Origin of the sequence: Paeniglutamicibacter sp. ORCA_105, from assembly GCF_045798545.1 — a bacterium.
GTDB lineage: Bacteria > Actinomycetota > Actinomycetes > Actinomycetales > Micrococcaceae > Paeniglutamicibacter > Paeniglutamicibacter sulfureus.
The window spans coordinates 105,591-127,265 of the sequence record NZ_JBIXLM010000004.1 but is presented as its reverse complement, the minus strand read 5'-3'; the positions used below and the strand labels follow the sequence as shown (position 1 = coordinate 127,265).

Genomic DNA, 21,675 nt, shown 5'->3' with positions numbered 1-21,675 from the left:
CCGCTGTGCAACCGCCAATCACCCCGCCCCACGAGCACCAGGAGGATCCCATGACCACCACGAGTACGGCAAATACCCTGCACAAACCCGCCCGGCAGGCCGACCGGATCTACCACGACCTGCTTTCCAACGCCGAAACCCTAGCGGTTCGTGAACGAGTGCGCCGTTTTGCCGATGCCGTCGTGGCCCCCGCCGCCAGTCGGATCGCGACGGGAGACGAGGTGGAAGACGGCTTTCCCGCCGATGTCTTCGACGCAATGGCTCGCGAAGACCTCTTCCGCATCGCGTTTCCCGCCGATATGGGAGGGCTGGGATTGGAACGACCCGCCTCGTCCACCGTCGCGGCCATCGAAGAGTTGGCCTACCACTCCAACTCGGTGGCGGCGATCTACGACGTCCACTGCGTGTTGGCCGGGACCGCATTGAACCAGGGCTCGGCCGAACAGCGGCGACAATGGCTGGGACCGCTGATCCGGGGGGAAATTATCGGCGCCTTCGCGACCAGCGAACCGGGCTCGTCAAGCAACCTGAGTCCGCAGTCCGTGCAGACCGTAGGGACGCGCACCGCCACCGGTTGGCGGCTTCAGGGCCATAAGCGGTGGATCACGAACGCTCCTGTCGCGGACGTCATCCTCGTCTTGGCACGCACCGGGGAGCGCCTCTCGATGTTTATCGTGCCTGCCGCTGCGCCGGGGGTCAGCGTGGGCCGCGCGGACCGGAAGCTCGGCAACAAGGGGCAATTGACCGCCGATGTGCTCCTCCATGACGTGGATCTGCCTGACAGCGCGCTTCTGGGAGTGGAGGGAGCGGGGCTAAAGCTCGCTTTGTCGATGCTCACCTACGGGCGAATCGCCATTGCCGCTGCCGGGGTGGGGATGGCCCAGGCGGCCTTCGACCACATGACCGACCGGCTTTGCACGCGCGAGGCGTTCGGGGAAAAACTCGGCCGCTTCCAGCACTGGCAATTCCTCATGGCGGACCGGGCCATCGAACTCGAGGCGGCCCGGTCGTTGTATATCAAGGCCGCCCTGAGGATGGACCAGGGCGTCACCGTTCCCGAACCCGAAGCCGCTATGGCCAAGGTCGCCGGGACGTCGCTGGCCGTCGAGATCGCCCGTGACGCGGTGCAGCTCTTCGGCGGGCTCGGGTTCACCCAGGAGCTCGGCGCCGATGGAACGACGAGTCCTGTCGAGGCGCTCTATCGCGACAGCAAGGTCACCGAAATCTACGAAGGCGCCAACGAGATCCAGAAGTGGATCATTGCCCGTCAGCTCCTCGGCCGCGAAGTCGCCGGCTGAGCATCACGAATCACACCCCCAGACCAATTCCCGCCACGACGGCGGACAGAAGAGAAATGAGGCACTATGTCGCAGGAAAAGATTGTCATTGCTGATGGTGCCAGGACACCGGTGGGCAGGTACGGCGGGGCATTGATGTCCCTGCAGGCCCACGAGCTGGGGGCCATCGCGGCCACTGCGGCTCTGGAGCGCGCCGGGGTCGACGCGCAGGACGTGGACGAAGTCGTTATGGGCTGCGTCGGCCAGGTCGGGCCCGATGCCTACAACGCGCGGAGAGTTGCACTTGCCTCAGGTGTATCGCCGTCCGCCACCGCGATGACCATAAACCGGCTCTGCGGAAGCGGGCTGCAGGCGGTGTGGTCGGGAGCGCAGCAGTTGCGCTGGGGCTCAACTGACATCGTCATCGCCGGGGGCAACGAGTCGATGTCCCGCATGCCTTTCCTTGACTTCGACTCCCGTTCCAATGGCCGCCTGGGCGACCGCACCCATGTCGACGGGACCCTCGCAATGCTGACGGACCCCTTCAGCAACGAGCACATGGGCATCACCGCCGAGAACGTCGCCGATAAGTACGGCGTCAGTCGTGTCGAGCAGGACGAGTTCGCGCTGGAAAGCCAGCGACGAGCGGCCACCAACGCCGCGCGGATGGCTTTCACCGAGGAAATTGTGCCGGTAAAGGTACTGGGCAGGAACCCTGCGACCATCACCGACGACGAGCATCCTCGTCCCGACACAACGCTGGCGAGCCTGAGTAGCCTGCGTCCTGCCTTCCGACGTGAGGGATCAGTCACCGCCGGAAACGCGTCAGGCATCAACGACGGAGCCGCCGCACTGGTGATGATGCGTGAAACCACCCTGCGCAATCGTGGACTGAGCGCACTCGCCACACTCGAACATGTCGCAGTTGCCGGTATCGACCCAGCCCTTATGGGCTATGCCCCGACGCTTGCCCTAAAAAAACTGTTCGCAGAGACGGGTCTGAATCCCAGCGACATCGGCACAGTCGAACTGAATGAGGCATTTGCTGCCCAGGCGGTGGCCGTCATCCGCGACGCGGGTCTCGACCCGGAAACCACGAATCCGTATGGCGGGGCCATCGCCCTGGGCCACCCTGTCGGTGCCACCGGGGCGATCCTGGCGCTTCGGGTGGCCAAGGACCTGCAGCGGCGCGAGCTTGAATACGGCATCGCAACGCTCTGCATTGGGGGCGGGCAGGCCATCGCCGCACTCTTCCGTAGGTGGGATGCCAATTGAGCGCCCTGACAGCCGTAGGGGTCGTCGGCTCGGGAACAATGGGGCGTGGCATCGCAGAGAGTGTTCTGCGGGCAGGCGCCCGGGTTGTCCTTCACGATTCGTCCCCGAACGCCTTAAGCGAAGCCCGGAAGCGCATCGAGAGCAGTATGAATCGCTCGGTGGATAGAGGGCACCTTTCCGCCCAGGAAGTTTCCGATTTGTTGGCACGCCTTGATCCGGTGGAAACCCCCGCCGCCCTGGCTAGCTGCCAACTGGTCATCGAGGCTGTTCCTGAAATCCTCGAAATCAAACTGGCCGTATTGGCATCGATTGAGGACCAGGTGTCTCACTCTGCCGTCATCGCCAGCAACACCTCGTCTATCCCGATCACCTCGCTGGCCAAGGCATTGAGGAACCCCTCCCGATTCGTGGGACTGCACTTTTTCAACCCGGTGGCACGCATGCCGCTGGTGGAAGTTGTGCGAACCGTTCACAGCAATGATTCGAGTGTGACGGCGGCGCGACACTTTGTGGAGTCCATATTGGGCAAGAGCCCGATCGTCATCGGGGACCGTCCCGGATTCTTGGTTAATGCCCTGCTCATACCGCTCCTGCTTGCCGCGGCACGCATGCTCGACAGTGGCTATGCGGATGCTGAAAGTATCGATGCGAGTATGCGGCTCGGGGCCGGCCATCCGATGGGGCCGCTGGAGCTGTCGGACTTCATTGGCTTGGATGTGGTGTGCGCGGCCGCCGACGCCATGTACGCGGAGTCCCGCGACCCGGCACTGGTTGTGCCAAGTAATTTGCGGCGGCTTGTCGAGGCAGGGCATCTCGGAGCAAAGTCTGGGCAGGGCATCTTGCCACCCAAACGGATGAATGGAGCGGGGGTATGAGAAAGGAACAAGTCGATGAAACATCATCTGGTGTTGTAGGAGAGATTGCCAGCACGATTAAGCGATCGGAAGATCACAGGGCAACGCCCCTGCTTGGTGGAGCTTCTTGGAATCCATACGCGGATAAAGATACTGTTCGACTGGTCGATGACTGGCGCACCCTGCTGGGGATGCCCGTACAAATCCGCCGCCAAGAAGTTCCCATACGACGAGGAATTGTCGAGGACATCACCTGGGATGGTGCGGCCATTTGGCTGGCGCAGGAAGGGAACCTCGGCAGGATGCTAGTGCATAAGGACGAAGACTACCAAGTCTGGGTCAGCTGCAGACGCTAACGACAAAACAGCTTCCTTGGATCGCCACGCCGGCTCTATGTGGCCGTCGGATGTTCCTTTAGCAGTCAATACGGGGCCCTTGTACGGGCTTTCCGCCGCACGCTCGTCCCTCACTTTTACACCATCTGCACACAAGCCTCTGCGGTGGATGGAGTCCGTATTGGGGACACACTCCATCACATCACGGAATCTCTTTTCTTGGGCGATGGAGACTTCTAAAAATCGGTGTCTGCTTCGCGACACGGAACGACTGTCATCTACCGGTGGGAATCCACTGTCCCCGCGATGGATGATGCCGGCCGATCCACGGAACTCTCTGACTTCGCGGGGTCGCGGCGGCCGGTGCGCGTGGCACCGACGCCCGCGATGATGACCAGCACGATGCCGAGGATCGCGGCGGGGCGCGGGACCTGGTGCAGGATCAGGAACCCCACCACCATGGCGATGGCCGGTTCCAGGCACATCAGCGTGCCGAACGCCGCGGTGGTCAGCCGGCGCAACGCCAGCAGTTCGAGGCTGAACGGGATCACCGGCAGCAGCAGCGCCAGCGCGAACCCGATCGCCAGCACCTGCACGTCCATGCGCCCGATCACGCCGGGGCCCACCACGAGCGTCGCGGCCAGGGCCGCGACCGGCATCGAGATGGCCAGCGCGCCGATGCCGTCGACGGCGTCCCCGGCGCGCTGGGTGAGCAGGACGTAGACGGCCCAGCAGGCGGCGCCCGCCAGGGCGAAGAGAACGCCGGTGAGGTCCGCGGCACCGTGCCAGGGTTCGGTCAGCCCTAGCACCCCGGCCGCGGCAACCAGCGCCCACCATCGCCCGGCGCCCCGGCCCTGGATGATGGCAACTCCCAGCGGGCCCATGAATTCCAGAGCGCTCGCGGTGCCCAGCGGGATCGTTTCCACTGCCTTCATGAACGCCAGCGTCATGCCCGCGGTGGCCAAGCCCAGCAATCCGCAGATCCCCAGCGTGGCGCGACTGAATGCCAGGCGCCAGGGACGAGCGATGACCACCAGGATGACAGCTGCCCAAGCTAGGCGCAGCCAGGCGACGCCCTCGGATCCCAGGGAGCCGGCCAGCCCGATCGATGCGGCCAGGCCCAGCTGGACGCAGCCCATCGCGGCAAACGCCATCATCGATCCGACGGAGGCGGAACGGGTGGCGGGGGCTGGTGCTTGACTCATGGTTCCCAGTAGACCGGAGATGCGCCGTCCATGTCCACGAGAGAATCATCAACATATCGTTCGCCAATCCTGCACAATAGTTCATATGGAAACCCGGCGCCTGCAGTACCTGTACGAGCTCTCCCGCATGGGGTCGATGCGCGGGGTGGCGGACATCCTGGGCACCACGACCTCGACCGTCTCCCAGCAGATAGCCCAGCTCTCGCGGGAAACCGGCGCCCGGCTGCTGGAGCCCGACGGGCGCGGGGTGCGGCTCACTCCGGCCGGACGCCGGCTGGCCGAGCATGCCCAGACCATCCTCGCCGCGGTCGATGCCGCCCGGCTCGACCTCGACTCGGGGGCCGAGCCCTCGGGAACGCTGAAGGTGGCGGGGTTCGCCACCGCTATCCGCAGGACGCTGATGCCGATCATCGGGGAACTGGCAGTGCAGCATCCCCGGGTGCGGATCGCCGTGCTCGAACACGAACCGGCGGAGGCGCTGAAGCTGCTGGCCGCCGACGACCTCGACCTGGCCCTGACCTACGACTACAACCTTGCCCCGGACGAGGTGGGGCCCGACATTGAAACCATCGAGCTGTGGAGCACCGCGTGGGGCCTGGGCGTGCCGAGCGCCGAGGCGCGACGGTTCACCGCGGTCGGACCTATGCCGGACGCAGCGGCGGTCTTCTCCGGCTTCCGGGAGCACGACTGGATCGGGAACTCGCGCAACATCGCCGACGAGACGGTGCTGCGGCTCGTCTCCTCGATGGCCGGGTTTGTTCCTGCCCTGCGCCACCAATCCGACAGCCTGGATTTGGTCGAGGACTTGATCCTCGCCGGGCTCGGGGTGGGGCTGCTTCCGGAGGACCGCCCGCCGCGGGCGGGGATCACGATCCTGCCGCTGCGCAATCCCGACCTGCGCCTGCGCGCCTATGCCCGGACGCGCCGGGGTCGCAGCGCCTGGCCTGCCCTGGCCCTGGTGCTGCAGCGGCTGGGCAACGGCTGACCGGACCGGCATACGCCAAGGCAGGGCCCCACATGTGGGGCCCTGCCGTCGGTTGCGAAGCCAGGTCCGGCTAGCGCACCGCGCGGAACTTCACGGCGGAGACCAGCGCGACGATGCTGACACCGGCGAGCACCGCCAGGTAGTAGCTCGGTGCCATCGGCTGGCCGGTGACCTCGATCAGGTAGGCGCAGATCATGGGCGTGAAACCACCGAACACCGCCACCGCCGCGTTGTAGCTGAAGGACAGCCCCGTCGCGCGGGTCTTGGCCGGGAAGACATCCGCCATGACGGAGGGCAAGGCCCCGAAGTAGACGGACTTCAGCAGGCCCAGGACGATCATGACCAGCGCCAGCACCAGGAAGGTCCGGCCGGCAATGAGCCACATGAACAGCGGGATGGTCAGCACCGCGATCGCGATGGCGGCCGGGACCATGATCCGGATGCGTCCGAACCTGTCGGAAAGGTGACCGACCAGCGGGGTGAGGAACGTGAGGATGACACCGGTCAGGATCAGCGAGGTGAAGGAAATCGACGGGCTGATCCCCAATTGCTTGATGCCGAAGGTCGGCATGTACTGGATGACGAAGTTCAGCGCCGTGGATATCGCCAAGGCACCGCCTGCCATGAGGACGCTTGCCTTCTGCGAGACGAAGACGTCGCGAACCGGTGCGTGCTTTTCCTCCGGCGCCACCTCGGCCAGCGGGGCCTCGTCCACGTAGCGGCGGATCATCCAGCCGGCCGGGCCCACCAGCAGCCCGATGATGAAGGGGATCCGCCAGGCCCAGGCGTTCATCTCGGTCTCGCTGAACATCGACGTCAGTATGACCACGGTGATGGCGGCCATGAGGGCGCCCAAGCCCTGGCTGGCGAATTGGAAGCTGCCCAGGAAACCGCGTCTTCCCTCGCCTTGCGCAATGAGGTACGAGGTGGCTGCCCCGAACTCGCCGCCGGCCGAGAAGCCCTGGATGAGCCGGCCCAGGATCAGGCCGATCGGGGCCAGGATCCCGATGGCGTCGTAGCCGGGCATGAAGGCGATCACCGCCGTCCCGAGCACCATCAACCGGATGGTGAGCATCAGGCCCTTCTTCATGCCGTTCCGGTCGGCGTATGAGCCAAGGATCAATCCGCCCAGCGGGCGGATCAGGTAGGAGACGCCGAAGACCGCGAAGGCCTGGATCACCTCGACGGCCGGGTTGTCCGAGGGGAAGAAGTTGTGGCCGATATAGATCGCCAGCAGGGCATAGATCGACATGTCGTACCACTCGAGGGCATTGCCGATCGTGGCGGCGGCGATGCCGCGGGCCATGGATTGCTTACGGGGCGCCGGGGCGCCCGGTGCTTGCGGGGTTGCGTCGATCTGGTTCTGACTGCGGTTCATGGGAGTTCCCCTCGGGAGGCGGTGTCAGGCGTGGGTGGACAGGACACTGGGCGCGAACGGGCTGTTGCCGCGGACCCCCAGGTCGTGGAAGAGGCCGCCCATGAGCTGCAGTCCCTGTCGGGCGATCGGTTCGAGCATGTGTTCGTTCGGGGCATGCTGGAGGCATCCGGGATACGAATGCGGGATCCAGAGGGTTGGCAGGCCAAGGGTCGATTCGAAGACGGCGTTGGGCAGCGAACCGCCGATGTTGGGCAGGATGGTCGTTGGCAGACCGGTGCTTTCGCGCAGGGATTCGGACGCCCAGGAAACCCACGGGTCATCGGGTTCGATCCGGCTTGCCGGGAAGCTGGTGCGCACCTTTGCCTTGACCATCGGGAAGCCCGCTTCGTTGAGTGCGCTCTGGACCTGGCCCTCGAGGTCCTGCACCTCGGTGCCGACAACGAAGCGCAATTGCATGACGGCACGCGCGGTGCCGGGGATGGCGTTGACGGGGTTCTGCGGATCCGCCGCCCCCATGGCCAGCACCTCGAGGGTGTTCCACCCGTAGACGCGTTCGGCCGGGGTCAATTCCGGATCCCCCCAGCCCGCATCCACCTTCGGGTCGTTCGGACCCGTGGCAACCTGGATGCCGTCCAGCGCATTGCGCACAGCGGCGGGCAAGGAGGACGGAAGCAGCGCCGGGAGCTTGATCCTGCCGTGTCCGTCAACCAGCACGCCAATGGCGGCGGCGAGGGTAGTGGCGGGATTGCGGATCAGTCCACCCCAGTTTCCGGAGTGGTAGCTCTCCGTGCGCAGGTCGGCGGCGAGTTCGAAGGTGACTCCACCGCGGGCGCCGAGGAAGATCGTCGGGGCCTGGGCCGAGAGCCGGGGTCCGTCCGAGGCGATGAAGACGTCGGCGGCAAGCTCCTGGCGATGGGCGGCGGCGAATTCTGCCAGGTCCGGGGATCCGATTTCCTCTCCGGATTCGAAGAGGAACACCGCGTTGAACCCTAGGCTCCCGTGCTCTTCGAGCAGGAATTCCAGGGCCTTGAGGTTGACCAGGTGCTGTCCCTTGTTGTCCGCCGAGCCGCGCCCGTACCAGCGTTCGCCGTCCGCGCTGAGCGTGAACGGGTCCCGGTTCCGATCCCATTGGCCCTCATGGCCGTCGACGACGTCGGCGTGGCCGTAGCAGAGCATGGTCGGAAGTTCCGGGTTCTCGATCCGGCGTCCGATCAGGAAGCTGTTGGCCCCGCCGTTCCACTCCGGGTGGATCCGGATCTCGAAGCCCAGCTTCTCGAGTCTGGGGGCGATTTTGTCGCTAAGGTATGAATTCAATTCAAGGCGGTTGGCGGAATTGGTGCTGACGGTGCGGTGCCCGACCAATGCGGCCAGCTCCGTGAAGAATCCGCCGTCATCGATGAATGATGCCGCTTTCTTCATAAGTTCGTTGCGATTGTTCACGACTGAACATCCTTTTGGTTGTTGTATCGTGAATCACACTAAGAGGTGCAACCCGCATCCACCAGTAGCTTTTTTCGCAACCCCGTTGACTTGAAGTCAAACCGGATGAGATGAGAATTCAATCGTGCAGATGTTGCCCACGTCCCTGGTGTACTTCCATGAAGTGGCCCGCACCGGCTCGATCACCGATGCTGCAGAAGCGCAGCATGTCTCGGCCTCGGCCATCAGTCGGCAAATCACCCAGCTTGAACGCTCCACCGGCGTCGAGCTGTTCCGCCGCCATCCGCGCGGCATGCAGCTGACTGATGCCGGAGTGCTGTTGCTTGCCCACACCCGGCGCAGCGAGGCGGAGGCCGAGGAACTGCTCGGCGAATTGCGCGAACAGGCCGCCGGCAAGCAAAGGATGCTGGAAATCGTCAGCTCGGAGGGCCTGGCCGCCTACCGGGTCCCGGCGGCCATCGCCGGATTCTGCAGGGAACACCCGGACGTCTCGATCCAGCTCACGGTGCTCCCGTCCCCGGAGGCCACGCGCCGCATTGTCGACGGCAGCGCGGATGTGGCCATGATTTTCGCCCTGGGCCCGCAGCGCGACGTCACCGTGGAGTTCTCCTGCCCGGCACCCGCCTATGCGGTGGTCGCTTCCGGGCATCCCCTGGCCGCGCACGACAAGGTCTCCCTGGCCGAGCTCTGCCACTACCCGCTGTCGCTTCCGGCCAAGGGCATCAGCCAGCGGGAGCTGTTCGACATCGCCGCCCAGATGGAGGGGTTGAGTCCGCGCATCGCGATGATCACCGACCACATCAATCCGGCCATGGAGTTCGCCCGCTCGGGCGTCGGGGCAACGCTGTTGAGCCATTTTGCCAGGAGGGAGGGTCTCACCGACGGACTGCACTTCATCCCCGTGGACCACCCGGCGCTCGGCGAGCGCCGGGCACAGATCCTCACCATGCCCAGGCGCCGGCAATCGGCCCTGGCCGCGGCATTCATCCAGAAGATGACCGAGGTCCTGCGCGAGGCGTAGGGGCCCCGGGCCGCGCCACCCCTATTTCAGGAGCGCGACGTCGGAGACCAGGTCGATGTGGGCCTGCATGGCCGCGGCCGCGGCCCCCGCGTCGCCATTCCTGATGGCCCGCGCGATCACCTGGTGCGATTCAAGCGAACGCTCCGGGCGGCCGGGCTGCCCGAGGGACTCCAGCCGGGTCTCGAGCACCATTTCCGCGATGAAGGTCATGAGCTGGGCCAGGACGCGCGAATGCGCCGCCGTGGTCACCGCCTCGTGGAAGAGCTCGTCGCCGCGTTCACCACGGCCACCCTTGGCGATCTCGCCCGCCATCACCTCCAGGGCCTCGTAGATCCGCTCGAGATCCTCGTCGGTGCGCCGTTCGGCAGCCAGTGCCGCGAGCTTCACCTCGAGGGTGCTGCGGGCCTCCACGATTTCGGGAAGCCTGTTTTGGTGTTCCCGCAGGTCGCGCAGGACAGTTGCGATGCTGGGCCGGTAAACCAGCACCGCGCCGGTCCCGTGCTGCACGTCGATGACGCCCAGGACCTCCAGGGCAACCAGCGCTTGGGCAAGGGTCGCGCGCGAGACGCCCAGTTGCTCGGCGAGATCGCGCTCGGCCGGCAGGTGGTCTCCCGGTCCCAGTTGCTCGGATTCGATGTAGCCAAGAATCTGCTTCATCAATTGCTCATAGAGCCGCGGACGCGCAACCTTGCCCAGCGATGCAGGCTTTTCCCGAGCCACGATAGACCTCCCAGCATTCAAGTAGTAGGTCCAATCTACACCGGACACCCATTGACAAAGACACCTACTGTCTAGGAGGCTAGTCCAGTGTCATCGTGACCCGACTCACAAGCATCGGTTTCGAACAAAGGAAGCGCATATGTCCCCCGCCGTTATTTCCATCATCGTCCTGGCGGTGATGTTCCTGATTGCCACGGTGCTCCCGATCAACATGGGTGCGCTGGCGTTCGTTGGCGCGTTCCTGCTGGGCGCGGTCTTCCTGGGGATGGATTCCAAGGACATCCTGGCGAGCTTCCCCGGTGGATTGTTCCTCACCCTTGTGGGAGTCACCTATCTCTTTGCCATAGCCCAAAACAACGGCACCATCGACCTGCTGATCAACAAGGCGGTGAAACTTGTCGACAACCGCATCGCGCTGATCCCGTGGGTCATGTTCATCATCACCGCCGCCATCACCGCGGTGGGCGCACTCGGCCCGGCGGCCGTGGCCATCATGGCGCCCATTGGCCTGAGCTTTGCCGCCAAGTACAAGATCAACCCTCTGATGATGGGCATGCTCATCGTCCATGGGGCGCAGGCCGGAGGGTTCTCCCCCATCGCCGTGTACGGCGTCATCGTCAACGGACTCATCGCCGAAACAGGGTTTGCCTTCAGCCCGACAGCACTCTTCCTCTCCAGCTTCATCTTCAACCTCGTCATTGCGCTGGTGCTCTTCACCGTCCTGGGCGGAAGCAAGCTCGCCGGATCCCGCGCCGGGCAGCTGGTCGAACGCGTTGCCGAGGCCTGCATGCAGGTATCCGTCGGCGCCCGGACCGCGGACGTGGACTTCAAGGGCTCGGGAAGCGGGACCTATGGCCCCCGCGACCCGGCCGGCGACGGCGCCTCGGCCACCAAGTCCTCCCAGGAGCGCTTCCCCCAGGTCATGACGATCCTGGGCCTGATCGCACTGGCGGTCATCGCCCTGGGCTTCAAGGTCGACGTCGGCTTCGTATCCATCACCATCGCCGTGATCCTCGCGCTGGTGAACCCCAAGGCGCAGAAGGGCGCGGTCAACAAGATCAGCTGGTCCACCGTGCTGCTGATCTGCGGAATGCTCACCTTCGTCGGGGTGCTCGAGGAAGCCGGAACCATCGAGTACGTCTCTGACGGCGTCGCCAACATGGGCATGCCGCTGCTCGCCGCCCTCATGATCTGCTACATCGGAGCGGTCGTCTCCGCGTTCGCCTCGTCCACCGCCATTCTTGCCGCACTCATCCCGCTCGCGGTCCCGTTCCTGGATTCCGGCGCGGTCAGCGCCGTGGGCGTGGTCTGCGCCCTGGCGATCGCCTCCACCATCGTGGACGTCTCCCCGTTCTCCACCAACGGCGCCCTCGTGCTGGCCAACGCCCCCGAGGGCACCGACAAGGACCGTTTCTACAAGCAGATCCTTGGCTACGGCGGCATCGTCGTCGCGGTCGGGCCGCTGCTGGCCTGGGCCACCCTGGTCCTGCCCGGCTGGCTCTAGGCACCGCCCCCTACCTCTTTCCCCATTCACCACCAGTCACAAGGAGTCTTCGTGAGCACCACCGCGTACGAGGCGCTGCCCGCCATCCCCGCCACGGCCACCGGCCCACTGAGCGGATACACCGTATTGGATTTGACCCGCGCACTGGCCGGCCCGCACGCGGGCATGATGATGGGCGACCTCGGCGCCCGGGTCATCAAGGTCGAAACCCCCGACGCCGGGGACGACACCCGAAGCTGGGGCCCTCCGTTCGTGGGACCCGAGGACAACCCGCAGGCCACCTACTTCCTGTCCTGCAACCGCAACAAGGAGTCAATCGCGCTGGACCTCAAGAGCGCCGAGGGCAAGGAAACGCTCTCCCGGCTCATCGAGCGCTCCGACGTGCTGATGGAAAACTTCCGCACCGGCGTCCTGGAACGCCTGGGATTCGGCATCGAGGCACTGCATGAACTCAACCCCCGATTGGTGATCCTCTCGATTACCGGCTTCGGCCACGACGGACCCGAATCCCACCGCAGCGGATACGACCAGATCCTGCAAGGCGAGGCAGGCCTGATGTCCCTGACCGGGTCCGGGCCGGATGACCCGCAGCGGGTGGGGGTTCCCATCGCCGACCTGCTGTCGGGAATGTATGGGGCCTATGGCGCCCTTGCCGCCCTCCTGGAACGCGAGAAAACCGGGAAGGGCCAGGTCGTCCGCACGTCCCTTCTGGCCGCCATCGTCGGCGTACATGCCTTCCAGGGCACCAGGTCCACCGTGGCGGGCCAGGTGCCCCAAGCCCAGGGCAACCACCACCCCTCGATTGCCCCCTACGGGCTGTTCAACTGCAAGGACGGGAAGGTCCAGATCAGCGTGGGCAGCCAAAAGCTGTGGCTGGCCTTCGCCGAGGCCTTCGGGCTCGACGGCACGCGCCCGGAATTCACCACCAATGCCGAGCGGGTCAAGCACCACGCACTGCTGCTGACCGAGATTGAGGCGGCCTTCGCGCACCACAAGCCGGCGGACCTCCTGGCGAAACTGGATGCCGCAGGCATCCCTGCCGGCAAGGTCCGCACCCTGGACGAGGTCTACGCGTGGGACCAGGTCGCCTCGCAGGGCCTGATGGTGGATGTGGAACACTCGGTGTTGGGGAAGATCACCCTGCCCGGCCCGCCCCTTCGATTCTTCGACCCCGCCACCGAGGTCGAGACCACCCGGACGGCACACACCGCTCCCCCGGTGCTGGACGCCGACGCCTCCTCCATCCACACCTGGTTGGACGAGGGAACGGAGGCACGGCCGTGACTGCAACCGAACTGAAGGCGAAGCGCATGACGGCAACCGTACTGATCGACACCGTCCTGGATGCGGGATCGTTCAACTCCTGGGACGCCCCGGTCCGGCGCCCGGTCATCGCCGAGAAATACGCGGCGGACATTGCCGCCGCCGAGGCCAAGAGCGGCGTCGATGAATCGGTGCTCACCGGCGAGGGCCTGATCCGCGGCCGCAGGGTGGCGGTCATCGTCTCTGAATTCCGGTTCCTCGCCGGCTCCATCGGCCAAGCCGCCACAGAGCGCATCACCTCGGCCATCGAACGCGCCACCGCCGAGGGGCTGCCGCTGCTGGCGGGCCCGGCCTCCGGCGGCACCCGCATGCAGGAGGGAACCCTGGCCTTCCTCGGGATGGTCGCCATCACCGATGCGGTGCGCCGGCACAAGGAAAGCGGGCTGCCCTACCTGGTCTACCTGCGCCACCCCACCACCGGCGGGGTCATGGCCTCCTGGGGGTCCCTCGGGCACATGACGGTGGCCGAGCCCGGCGCGCTGCTCGGGTTCCTGGGCCCGCGGGTGTTCGAGACCCTCAACGGCACCGCGTTCCCACCCGGCGTCCAGGTGGCGGAGAACCTCTACCGCAAGGGGCTCATCGACGCGGTGGTGACGCCGGAGGAACTGCCGGCGATCGTTGACCGCGCCCTGCGGATCCTCACGCCCACCCAGGGGCCGGACCCGGCCATCGTGCCGGAGGTACGTTCCGGAGCCCCGAGTGATGCGAGCGCCTGGGAATCCATCCTGATCAGCCGCAACCCCCGGCGCCCGGACCTGCGCATGTTGCTGGCCGCCGGGGCGGTCGATGCGCTGCCGCTGAACGGCACCGGCCAGGGAGAAAAGGACCCGGGGCTGAGCCTGGCCCTGGCCAGGTTCGGGCAACAGTCATGCGTGGTGCTGGGCCACCAGCGCCCGCGGCACAAAGACACCCCCGCGATGGGCCCCGCCTCGCTGCGGGAGGCCCGCCGCGGCATGCAGCTGGCCGAGGAACTCCAACTACCGCTGCTGACCATCATCGACACCGCCGGGGCGGCGCTGTCCAAGGAGGCGGAGGAAGGCGGCCTCGCCGGGGAAATAGCGCGGTCGCTCAACGAGCTCATCGGCCTGAAGGCGCCGTCCGTGTCGGTGCTGCTGGGCCAGGGAACCGGCGGCGGGGCACTGGCGCTGCTGCCCGCGGACCGGATCATTGCCGCCCAGCATTCGTGGCTCTCCCCGCTGCCACCGGAAGGAGCCAGCGCCATCATCCACCGCACCGCGGAGCATGCCCCGGAGGTCGCCGCCGAACAGGGCGTCGAGGTGGCCTCGCTTACGCGCATCGGCCTCGTCGACCATGTCGTCGAGGAATGGCCGGATGCATCCCTTGAACCGCGGGAATTCTGCACCCGGATGGGCCAGGCCATCGAGCTGGAGCTGGCCAATGCCCGTGCGATCCCGGAGAACGAGCGACTGGCCCGGCGCCGGGCAAAGTTCCGGACGCTGGGCGCCTGACGGACGCACCGCGGCACCCGGTCCCATCGGGGGCTGGGCACCTGCTTGTGTCCGGCCCATATTCAGGCCAGACTCGAGGTAAGGGGCGACGCCCGCGCCCCCATCCGCCCGGAGGAGCCAAGCCATGTCGCATCACAAGAAGCGCCGCTATACCGGGGAGGTGCCCCACCCCCTTGCCGCGGGGCACGCTCGGATACTCGAGGTCGCCGTGGAAGCCGGCCGCAGGGCCGGGCGAAAGGCCGCGAAGAAGAAGTTGAAGCGGGCCTCCCGGCATGGCGGAACCAAGCTCTCCAAGGCGTTGCGTGAATCGGTGCTGCGGGACGCGGAGAAGGCAGGCGGCAAGGCCGCATACGCGGCCGCCACCAAGGCAATCCGGAAGGCCGGGCACCGGATCGCCGTTCCGGCTGACCTGCACCAATCCACCGGGTCGCCGTTCGCGCCGGGCCCGATCCATGAACCCATGCCGGTCCCCAGGCGGCGGATCAGCGGTTCGCAGATCGTGATGGAAGTCCTGCGTGTGGAAAGGCCCAGCCGCAGCATGGTGCGCATCGTCGCCGGCGGGGAAGGTTTCGACGACTTCGAGTCCAACGGCGCGGCCGACCAGTACGTCAAGCTCTACTTCGCGAACCCGGCCCTCGGGCTGCTCCCGCCCTACGACATGCGTTCGCTGCGCAAGACGCTGCGGCGCGAGGACTTCCCGGTTTCCCGTTCCTACACGATCCGCCGCCACGACCCGGTGGCCCGGGAACTGGCCATCGAATTCTTCATCCACGAGCCCGCCGGTCCGGCCGCCGCCTGGGCAGCGGCCGCGCAGCCCGGCGACCAGCTGGTGCTCTCCAAGTCCAAGGGCAAGTTCCGTCCCGATCCGAAGGCCGAGCAGCACCTCTACGCGGCAGACGACGCGGGGATCCCGGCCATCGCCGCGGCGCTGGAAATGCTGCCGCGCACGGCATCGGGGAGGGTCTTCCTCGATGTGGAGGGCCCGGAGGACGAACAGGAGTTCGACCTACCCCTGCACATGGAACTCACCTGGCTCCACCGCAACGGCGAACCCGCGGCCGTCAGCAACCTGTTGGCCGACGCGCTTCGGGACATTCCGGCTCCGCATGGACGCGTCGAGGTTCTGGCGCTGGGCGGGCGCGACGCGGTGCGCGACATCCGCAAGCTGGCCTCGCACTGGGACATCGAGCAGCGCAACATCCACGTTTCCAGCTACTGGACCGCGCGCCGCCCCGGGCGCATGTGGCCAGTGCTGGCCACCGACGGTCCCCACACCGAGTCCAAACAACAGACCGGCGGGACGGTCGATTAGGCGGACGGAAGGCCCCGGGTGATCTGCGACAGAAAACGGTTCACCTGGAAGACCTTCCCGCGGATACCGGTAATCCCCCATCCTGTCAGCCTGGCGCTGTGCATCTTCAGGTACGCCCGGGCGTCTTCCTCCGCGGTGAACAGGTAGACTCCCCCGGCCTCGCCCGTCTCGCTGTTCTCGGTCCACAGCTTCCAGATCAGGCCGGGTTCCTGTGCGATGCTGTGGGCCAACTCGGCATAGCCTTTGGCCATCTCATCTCCAAAGGGCCCGTCCGTGGGGAAGTCGACCTGAACCATCCACAGGCTCTCTTCCGACCGGAGGGCGTCGTTATTTGTAGTAGTCATTGTTTGGCTTCACTTTCCATGGTGGCGAGCACGATGTGCCGCAGTTGAATGAGTTCCGAAGTCCGGCAGGGCGGACGATTGTCACAGGCATCAGGGACAAGCCCCACACTATCGGGGGCGTGCCACACGCAAAAAGAGGCCCTGCGGTGCGGTGCGTCAACTATTGACGCTACGCACGGTTTCGTTCATTGTCGCCCGGTGAAGCCTGGGCAACGACGACGCAGTCCAGGGCCGGGCGAAGTTTGCCGGCCACGGCCCTGGTTCTGGTTTCAGCGGACAAGATGGACATTCCCGCAGCGCGCACCCAGCCGGCCACCTGGGCCGGGGTCTGCAGCACTGCGGGATCCTGCGGACCTCCAGTCCCATGCTCGAGGTTGGAGGCATCGTGGCTGACAAACAGGAAACGGCCACCCGGGGCCAGAGCCCCGACCGCGGCGGTCACCGCTGCCTGGAGCTGCGTTGCCGGCAGCTGCAGATAGGCAACGAGCACCAAGTCCGCGCTTCCGGGCTCGGGTGTGATGGCGGTTGCGTCCTGCACGATCCACTCGATGTTCTCGCCCAGAGCCTGTGCAGTCGCCACGTTGCGTCCCACCTCCAGGCCCGTGGAAGAGAAATCAACGGCCTTCACCTTCCAGCCCCGGTCGGCCAGCCACAACGCGTGGCGTCCCTCTCCCGCGGCCAGGTCCATGGCCCTGCCCGGCGCCAGCGCGCCAAGTTCCTGCACCACCCAGACATTCGGTGCGGCGCCCCACACTCCGGCCGGGTCGGCATACCTGCGGTCCCACGCCGTCGCGTCAAGCGGTCCTGTTGTTCCAGTCATCAGCCAGCTCGTTCATCAGTGGTGCACATCGTGCTTGCTGCCCACCACGGGGATGTCGGCGGTCGCATGGCGCCATGATATCCCCGGGCAAACGTTGTTCGAACCTACGCGCATTGCTCCGCCGGCCCTTGCCGAGATCGACGGCGGTCGCGCTGCCTTGGACTCATCGTGTTTCGGCGCCTTCGGGCTTTGCAGGGGATGCAATCCGTCGACGCAGCGGGCACGCGGGGACGGCGAACCAGCAGAGGGTCGCGGCCGCGGCGAGGGCGGCGGCGGTGACGACGAGGATGAGGTTCGCCGGTGCCGGCAGTTCCTGAAAGAGCACGAAGACGCCCATGCCAAGCACGAAGAAGCCGAAGCCCTTGCGCAACGATGATTCGGGGATGCGTCCGGCGAGCCGGGCACCAATGAATGACCCGAGGATCGCGGCCGTGGTGACCCCGCCGACCAGCGCCCAATCCAAGGAAACCGTGGTGAGGTATCCGCCGAGTCCTGCGAAGGACTTCATGGCGATGACGATCAGCGAGGTGCCGACGGCCACCGGCATGGACAGTCCGCCGAGCAGGGCGAGCGCGGGCACGACGAGGAAGCCGCCGCCGGCACCGACCAGGCCGGTGACCAGCCCCACGACCAGGCCCTCGAGGATGACCTTGGGCACGGGGAGCTCGCCGTCTTGGCCGGCGGCCGACTGCTTCTTGCGCCCGCGGATCATGGCCAGGGAGGTGGCCACCATCATCAGCGCGAACGCGATCATGAGGATGGTTCCGGGGATGTGGCCGCCGAGCAGGCCGCCGCCGAAGGCCCCGGCCATGCCGGCGGCCCCGAAGACCAGGCCGGTGCGCCACTGCACGCGTTTCCTGCGGGCGTGGGTTATGGCGCTGACTGCCGAGGTCGCGCCGACGACGAACAGCGAGGCGGCGATGGCCTCCTTGGCGCTCATGCCCGCGACGTAGGTGAGGATCGGGACGGTGAGGATGGACCCGCCCCCGCCGAGCAGGCCGAGCGAGAGTCCGACCAGCACCGAGAGCAGGAGGGTGAGTGCGAGGGTAAGGGTCATGGGGGTGGCCTTCTCTGGAAGCGGAGCGGGGGCAGGCGGGGGTTCTCGAAGGGGGTGTGGTGCTACGCGACCGGCAGGCCAGCGCGCTGCCAGGCGATCATGCCTCCGGCCATGGTGTCCGCGGCGTAGCCTGCACCGGTGAGGGCATCGGCGACGCGGGCGCTGCGGTTGCCGCTGCGGCAAACGACGATGACGGGTAGTGCCCGGTCGAGTGCACCCAGTCGCGCGTTCAGCTCGCCCATGGGGATGTGGATGGCACCGGGGATCATGCCCTCGGTGAGTTCGAAGTCTTCGCGGACATCCAGGAGCTGGTCCGCAGCACGTCGTTGGTCGGTGTCGGTGATGGTGATTTCGGACATGGCGTGTTCCTTCGGGGGCGAGTTCGAGCGGTGTGGACGATTTGCCGGCCCGGACGAATGGCATCCGGGCCCGGAAACCGGGAGGGAACCGGTCGGCGGCGGACCGACCGGCAGTGTCTAGGACGTCTTGGTCGCCAATTGGGCCATGACCGATTCGCGGGTCGGTTCGTTCCCGGTCTTGTTCCAGGGCATCATGGCCAGGGCCTTGCCCATGGCGCAGGTGTTGGTGGCCGCGGAGAAGGTCAGTCCGGCGCCGATGACGCCGGCGACGGTGCGCAGCTGCGGGGAGAGGAACTTGCCCCCGGCCAGCCCGGCGACCACGAGGGAGCCGGCGGCCATGCGCACCTGGCGTTCCAGGGCCCAGCGCTTGGAGCCTTCGACTATCTCGCCGCCGGCCTGCTGGTAGGAGGGGACGCCGCCGGCCAGGACATGTGCGTTGCCGAAGCCGACCGCCGCGAGGTTTGCGCGGGCCTCTGCGGCGCGCACGCCGGACTGGCAGACCAGCACCACCTGGGTGTCGAGCTTGCCGGCGAGTTCCTCGGCGTGTTCGGCCAGCAGCGGGAGGGGAATGTTGTAGGAGCCTTTGATGTGCAGGGTCTCGAATTCGGCTGCGGAACGCACGTCGAGCACGACGACGTCGGTGCCGGAGGCGATCCATTCCTTGAGCTCTGAGGGACTGGCGGTCTGGGGAATCGTGTTCATGGCTTGGGGGCCTTTCTGCCGGGCGGCGTGCCCGGCCGGTCCGTCATCCGCACGGGGTGACGCGGGACCGAAGGTATGTGGATTGGGTGGTCGGGGGCGGGACGCCTAGGCGTCCTGCGCCTGCTTCCAGGCGTTCCATCCGGCGTAACTGCCCTCGAGTTCGACTACCCGGTGTCCGGCGCGGCGCAGGGCGGAGGCTGCCACGGAATTGCGGACGCCGGACTGGCAGTAGCTCACGATCACGCCGTCGGACGGCAGCAGGTCGGTGTGCCACAGCACGCGGCCGGCGTTGAGCTGTTCGGAGCCGGGGATGTGCCCGGCGGAGTGCTCGGACCTGTTGCGCACGTCGAGCACCATCGCCGCGTCGAACCGCGCCAATTGGGCGGGGGCCAACGTTTCGGGGGTGTAGCTCGGAAGCCCCTCGAACGAGGTCACATAGCCGGCGACGTTGTCGATGCCCACGCGGACGAGTTGGTCCCACATTTCGGTGGCCGTTTCGCTGCCGGGTGCCAACAACACCAGCGGGCGCTGGTCGGTTTCCGGGTCCATGGCCCAACCGCCGTAGCTGGCTGCCTTGTTCCCGGCCGGGATGTTCAGCGCCCCGACCACGGTGCCCTTGTGGACCTCGCTGTGGTGACGAGTGTCGACTATGCCGATTTCGTCGGCCGCCAATGCCTCAACGACATCGGAGCCGGACAGCTCGACCAGCGGTGCGCGTTCGCCCATGATGGCCGGTCCCTGTCGGTTTTGGCGCTTCATCCGGCCAAAGTAGGCGTGGGCGTCGGGCTGCCCGTCGAGCAGGGTCTCAATGAATCCGGCCTCATCGTTTGCCGCGAGGTAAGGGCCCCACCAAGAGAAGTTTCGTTCATATCCGACGGTGGAGGACGGAATGGCGCCCAGCGCCTTGCCGCAGGCACTGCCTGCACCGTGGCCCGGGTAAATCTGCACATAGTCGGGCAGGGTCAGGAACTTCTCCTTGAGCGAGACAAACAGGTCGTGCGCCCCGGCGAAGCGGGTGTCGGTGCCGCCGACTGCCTCGTCGAACAGATCGGGACGGCCCAGGTCACCCGAGAACACGAAATCTCCCGTGAGCAGGAAGCCCGGTTCGTCGCTGAAGGCGCCATCGGTGATCAGGAAGGAGAGGTGCTCCGGGGTGTGGCCCGGGGTGTGCAGCGCTCGGAGGGTGATATTTCCCAGGGTGATGGTGGACTGGTCGAAGAGACGGTTGGCGTCGAATCCGTACTGCCAGTCATCGCCCCCCTCACCGGAAACGTAGATCGCCGCGCCGGTGGCGGCCGCCAGCTCACGGGTACCCGACAGGTAGTCGGCATGGATGTGGGTTTCCGTGACGGCCGTGATCTTCATGCCGTTCTTCGCGGCAAGGTCCTGGTACACCTGAATGTCGCGGCGTGCGTCGATCACGACAGCTTCGCCCATTGCCTGGCAGCCGATGAGATAGCTGGCTTGCGCGAGGTCCTCGTCATAGATGCGTTCGAGAAGCATGGTCTCTCCTTTGGTTGCGTGAATCAAAAACAATACCCCCGGGGGTATATCGCCATCACAAACAGTAATACCCCTGGGGGTATCCGTCAAACGGTCCATCGGCCAGACCCTGGGATGCTCTCTGCGCAGAAAAGCGGCGGTCGGCACCATGGTGAATAATGCCGACCGCCGCCGAGCCCTGGACGGTTGGGCTTAGCGGCCAAAGAGGCGCGCGAAAAACCCACCGCCTTTGCGGGATTCCCTCGGGGCACTTGGATCGCAGGTGCAGCGCTCGCTGCGTGGCACGTGGGCCATGACCTGCTTGACATGCTGGCCGCATCCGGCCCAGGTGGTTTTCTGGCACTTGCGGCATTTGGTCGCACGGCACATGTGGCGGCTCCTCGCGTCTGGGGTTATCGAGGGCCCATTCGCCCCCTCTGCATTCGAGTATGACACATACCCCCGGGGGTATTTAAAGTCGCTGTCCCCGAATCACCGAAAAACCCCCGGGGGTATAGAATTGATGAAACCAACACCCGGGAGGGACCCACCATGGAACTTGAAGCGGACACCATGAAACCGGCCATCAACAGGCTCAAACGAGCCCAGGGGCAGCTGAACGCGGTGATACGCATGCTGGAGGAAGGCGGTGACTGCCGCGCGGTGGTTACCCAGCTTTCCGCCGCCTCCAAGGCCATCGACCGTGCCGGGTTCTCCATTATCGCCACCGGGCTCGAGCAGTGCCTGAAAAGCGAGGACCCTGCGGCCGACCGCGCTGACATGGAAAAGCTCTTCCTCTCACTGGCATAGTTC

Annotated in this window: 21 protein-coding genes; 11 read left to right on the top strand and 10 right to left on the bottom strand. The window is 66.1% G+C overall.

Translation table 11 applies throughout. The features are described from left to right. Positions 1-50 precede the first annotated feature (50 nt). From ACIPUB_RS03375 to ACIPUB_RS03360, 4 genes are all read left to right on the top strand, one after another. Positions 51-1,298 carry an acyl-CoA dehydrogenase family protein gene (locus ACIPUB_RS03375; RefSeq protein ID WP_407606057.1) on the top strand — a complete coding sequence of 416 codons (1,248 nt, stop codon included), beginning with the start codon at positions 51-53 and terminating at the stop codon, positions 1,296-1,298. A gap of 66 nt (positions 1,299-1,364) precedes the next feature. Continuing rightward, positions 1,365-2,552, top strand: a complete 1,188-nt coding sequence (locus ACIPUB_RS03370; protein ID WP_407606056.1) for a thiolase family protein — start codon at positions 1,365-1,367, stop codon at positions 2,550-2,552. After that, entirely contained in the window at positions 2,549-3,427 is an 879-nt protein-coding gene (locus ACIPUB_RS03365) for a 3-hydroxyacyl-CoA dehydrogenase family protein (protein WP_407606055.1), read from the top strand. Before ACIPUB_RS03370 ends, ACIPUB_RS03365 begins: the two co-directional genes overlap by 4 nt. Next, positions 3,424-3,762 (top strand): hypothetical protein, encoded by a 339-nt coding sequence (locus ACIPUB_RS03360; RefSeq protein WP_407606054.1) that lies wholly within the window; start codon positions 3,424-3,426, stop codon positions 3,760-3,762. The genes ACIPUB_RS03365 and ACIPUB_RS03360 overlap by 4 nt, the downstream gene beginning before the upstream one ends. A 257-nt stretch (positions 3,763-4,019) precedes the next feature. On the opposite strand, the gene ACIPUB_RS03355 is transcribed toward ACIPUB_RS03360, so the two are convergent. Then, positions 4,020-4,946 carry an EamA family transporter gene (locus ACIPUB_RS03355; RefSeq protein WP_407606053.1) on the bottom strand — a complete coding sequence of 309 codons (927 nt, stop codon included), beginning with the start codon at positions 4,944-4,946 and terminating at the stop codon, positions 4,020-4,022. An 85-nt stretch (positions 4,947-5,031) separates the two neighbouring features. On the opposite strand from ACIPUB_RS03355, the gene ACIPUB_RS03350 reads away from it, so the two are divergent. Beyond that, positions 5,032-5,931 (top strand): LysR family transcriptional regulator, encoded by a 900-nt coding sequence (locus tag ACIPUB_RS03350; protein ID WP_407606052.1) that lies wholly within the window; start codon positions 5,032-5,034, stop codon positions 5,929-5,931. A gap of 70 nt (positions 5,932-6,001) precedes the next feature. Here the strand turns inward: ACIPUB_RS03350 and ACIPUB_RS03345 are convergent, their stop codons facing one another. After that, positions 6,002-7,309 carry an MFS transporter gene (locus ACIPUB_RS03345; protein WP_407606051.1) on the bottom strand — a complete coding sequence of 436 codons (1,308 nt, stop codon included), beginning with the start codon at positions 7,307-7,309 and terminating at the stop codon, positions 6,002-6,004. Positions 7,310-7,333: 24 nt separating this feature from the next. Then, positions 7,334-8,749 (bottom strand): M20 family metallopeptidase, encoded by a 1,416-nt coding sequence (locus ACIPUB_RS03340; protein ID WP_407606050.1) that lies wholly within the window; start codon positions 8,747-8,749, stop codon positions 7,334-7,336. A gap of 130 nt (positions 8,750-8,879) precedes the next feature. Between ACIPUB_RS03340 and ACIPUB_RS03335 the strand changes: the two genes are divergently transcribed. Next, on the top strand, positions 8,880-9,770 hold the full coding sequence (locus tag ACIPUB_RS03335; protein ID WP_407606105.1) for a LysR family transcriptional regulator: 891 nt from the start codon (positions 8,880-8,882) through the stop codon (positions 9,768-9,770). Between the two features lie 21 nt (positions 9,771-9,791). Here the strand turns inward: ACIPUB_RS03335 and ACIPUB_RS03330 are convergent, their stop codons facing one another. Further along, positions 9,792-10,493 (bottom strand): FadR/GntR family transcriptional regulator, encoded by a 702-nt coding sequence (locus ACIPUB_RS03330; RefSeq protein WP_407606104.1) that lies wholly within the window; start codon positions 10,491-10,493, stop codon positions 9,792-9,794. A 136-nt stretch (positions 10,494-10,629) separates the two neighbouring features. Between ACIPUB_RS03330 and ACIPUB_RS03325 the strand changes: the two genes are divergently transcribed. From ACIPUB_RS03325 to ACIPUB_RS03310, 4 genes are all read left to right on the top strand, one after another. Further along, complete coding sequence (locus ACIPUB_RS03325) at positions 10,630-11,994, top strand: SLC13 family permease (RefSeq protein ID WP_407606049.1); 1,365 nt, start codon at positions 10,630-10,632, stop codon at positions 11,992-11,994. Positions 11,995-12,045: 51 nt separating this feature from the next. Then, the gene (locus tag ACIPUB_RS03320) at positions 12,046-13,278 is read left to right on the top strand and encodes a CaiB/BaiF CoA transferase family protein (RefSeq protein WP_407606048.1); all 1,233 of its coding nucleotides are present in this window, start codon (positions 12,046-12,048) and stop codon (positions 13,276-13,278) included. A 26-nt stretch (positions 13,279-13,304) separates the two neighbouring features. Next, complete coding sequence (locus ACIPUB_RS03315) at positions 13,305-14,786, top strand: carboxyl transferase domain-containing protein (RefSeq protein ID WP_407606103.1); 1,482 nt, start codon at positions 13,305-13,307, stop codon at positions 14,784-14,786. Positions 14,787-14,910: 124 nt separating this feature from the next. Next, entirely contained in the window at positions 14,911-16,098 is a 1,188-nt protein-coding gene (locus tag ACIPUB_RS03310) for a siderophore-interacting protein (protein ID WP_407606047.1), read from the top strand. Here the strand turns inward: ACIPUB_RS03310 and ACIPUB_RS03305 are convergent. The 6 genes from ACIPUB_RS03305 to ACIPUB_RS03280 form a co-directional block, all read right to left on the bottom strand. Beyond that, complete coding sequence (locus tag ACIPUB_RS03305) at positions 16,095-16,442, bottom strand: monooxygenase (protein ID WP_407606046.1); 348 nt, start codon at positions 16,440-16,442, stop codon at positions 16,095-16,097. The genes ACIPUB_RS03310 and ACIPUB_RS03305 overlap by 4 nt on opposite strands. 169 nt (positions 16,443-16,611) lie before the next feature. Continuing rightward, positions 16,612-17,262 carry a class I SAM-dependent methyltransferase gene (locus ACIPUB_RS03300; RefSeq protein ID WP_407606045.1) on the bottom strand — a complete coding sequence of 217 codons (651 nt, stop codon included), beginning with the start codon at positions 17,260-17,262 and terminating at the stop codon, positions 16,612-16,614. Between the two features lie 163 nt (positions 17,263-17,425). After that, positions 17,426-18,319, bottom strand: a complete 894-nt coding sequence (locus ACIPUB_RS03295; RefSeq protein WP_407606044.1) for a sulfite exporter TauE/SafE family protein — start codon at positions 18,317-18,319, stop codon at positions 17,426-17,428. 62 nt (positions 18,320-18,381) lie between these two features. Next, positions 18,382-18,678, bottom strand: coding sequence for a rhodanese-like domain-containing protein (locus ACIPUB_RS03290; protein ID WP_407606043.1), 297 nt, complete (start codon positions 18,676-18,678; stop codon positions 18,382-18,384). A 117-nt stretch (positions 18,679-18,795) separates the two neighbouring features. Beyond that, the gene (locus ACIPUB_RS03285) at positions 18,796-19,380 is read right to left on the bottom strand and encodes a rhodanese-like domain-containing protein (RefSeq protein WP_407606042.1); all 585 of its coding nucleotides are present in this window, start codon (positions 19,378-19,380) and stop codon (positions 18,796-18,798) included. Between the two features lie 105 nt (positions 19,381-19,485). Beyond that, entirely contained in the window at positions 19,486-20,883 is a 1,398-nt protein-coding gene (locus ACIPUB_RS03280; RefSeq protein WP_407606041.1) for a rhodanese-like domain-containing protein, read from the bottom strand. A 531-nt stretch (positions 20,884-21,414) separates the two neighbouring features. Between ACIPUB_RS03280 and ACIPUB_RS03275 the strand changes: the two genes are divergently transcribed. Further along, the gene (locus ACIPUB_RS03275) at positions 21,415-21,672 is read left to right on the top strand and encodes a metal-sensitive transcriptional regulator (protein ID WP_149619517.1); all 258 of its coding nucleotides are present in this window, start codon (positions 21,415-21,417) and stop codon (positions 21,670-21,672) included. Positions 21,673-21,675: the final 3 nt, after the last annotated feature.

Bases quoted from the DNA above. Each gene is read 5' to 3' on its own strand.
- ACIPUB_RS03375 (WP_407606057.1), top strand. From the start codon at position 51: ATGACCACCACGAGTACGGCAAATACCCTGCACAAACCCGCCCGGCAG.
- ACIPUB_RS03370 (WP_407606056.1), top strand. From the start codon at position 1,365: ATGTCGCAGGAAAAGATTGTCATTGCTGATGGTGCCAGGACACCGGTG.
- ACIPUB_RS03360 (WP_407606054.1), top strand. From the start codon at position 3,424: ATGAGAAAGGAACAAGTCGATGAAACATCATCTGGTGTTGTAGGAGAG.
- ACIPUB_RS03355 (WP_407606053.1), bottom strand. From the start codon at position 4,946: ATGAGTCAAGCACCAGCCCCCGCCACCCGTTCCGCCTCCGTCGGATCG.
- ACIPUB_RS03350 (WP_407606052.1), top strand. From the start codon at position 5,032: ATGGAAACCCGGCGCCTGCAGTACCTGTACGAGCTCTCCCGCATGGGG.
- ACIPUB_RS03345 (WP_407606051.1), bottom strand. From the start codon at position 7,309: ATGAACCGCAGTCAGAACCAGATCGACGCAACCCCGCAAGCACCGGGC.
- ACIPUB_RS03335 (WP_407606105.1), top strand. From the start codon at position 8,880: ATGTTGCCCACGTCCCTGGTGTACTTCCATGAAGTGGCCCGCACCGGC.
- ACIPUB_RS03325 (WP_407606049.1), top strand. From the start codon at position 10,630: ATGTCCCCCGCCGTTATTTCCATCATCGTCCTGGCGGTGATGTTCCTG.
- ACIPUB_RS03315 (WP_407606103.1), top strand. From the start codon at position 13,305: ATGACGGCAACCGTACTGATCGACACCGTCCTGGATGCGGGATCGTTC.
- ACIPUB_RS03310 (WP_407606047.1), top strand. From the start codon at position 14,911: ATGTCGCATCACAAGAAGCGCCGCTATACCGGGGAGGTGCCCCACCCC.
- ACIPUB_RS03305 (WP_407606046.1), bottom strand. From the start codon at position 16,442: ATGACTACTACAAATAACGACGCCCTCCGGTCGGAAGAGAGCCTGTGG.
- ACIPUB_RS03300 (WP_407606045.1), bottom strand. From the start codon at position 17,262: ATGACTGGAACAACAGGACCGCTTGACGCGACGGCGTGGGACCGCAGG.
- ACIPUB_RS03295 (WP_407606044.1), bottom strand. From the start codon at position 18,319: ATGACCCTTACCCTCGCACTCACCCTCCTGCTCTCGGTGCTGGTCGGA.
- ACIPUB_RS03290 (WP_407606043.1), bottom strand. From the start codon at position 18,678: ATGTCCGAAATCACCATCACCGACACCGACCAACGACGTGCTGCGGAC.
- ACIPUB_RS03285 (WP_407606042.1), bottom strand. From the start codon at position 19,380: ATGAACACGATTCCCCAGACCGCCAGTCCCTCAGAGCTCAAGGAATGG.
- ACIPUB_RS03280 (WP_407606041.1), bottom strand. From the start codon at position 20,883: ATGCTTCTCGAACGCATCTATGACGAGGACCTCGCGCAAGCCAGCTAT.
- ACIPUB_RS03275 (WP_149619517.1), top strand. From the start codon at position 21,415: ATGGAACTTGAAGCGGACACCATGAAACCGGCCATCAACAGGCTCAAA.